We start from the raw sequence: 214 nt of genomic DNA on the forward strand, positions 1-214 counted from the left end.
TTGCCGTGGAAAAACTCTCCATCGCAAAAAATTGCTATTTTATATTTAGTAAATACAATATCAGGCTTGCCTGGCAATTCTTTATAATTCTTCCGAAATCTGTAACCTTTTTTCCACAATGCCTTTCTTAATAGTCCTTCAATCTTTGTATCTTCTCTTCTGCAATTCAGGATCATAATGAGCAAGATTATGCATCTTCAATCCCACAGAACCC

General features: G+C 35.0%; 1 pseudogene. It reads right to left on the reverse strand.

Annotation, left to right across the window (positions count from 1 at the left end):
* Positions 1-176 (reverse strand): annotated as a pseudogene (locus tag NE637_RS15700) (very short patch repair endonuclease); the annotation flags it as partial.
* Positions 177-214: the final 38 nt, after the last annotated feature.

The sequence above is a fragment of the Desulfovibrio desulfuricans genome (genome assembly GCF_024460775.1).
GTDB lineage: Bacteria > Desulfobacterota > Desulfovibrionia > Desulfovibrionales > Desulfovibrionaceae > Desulfovibrio > Desulfovibrio desulfuricans_E.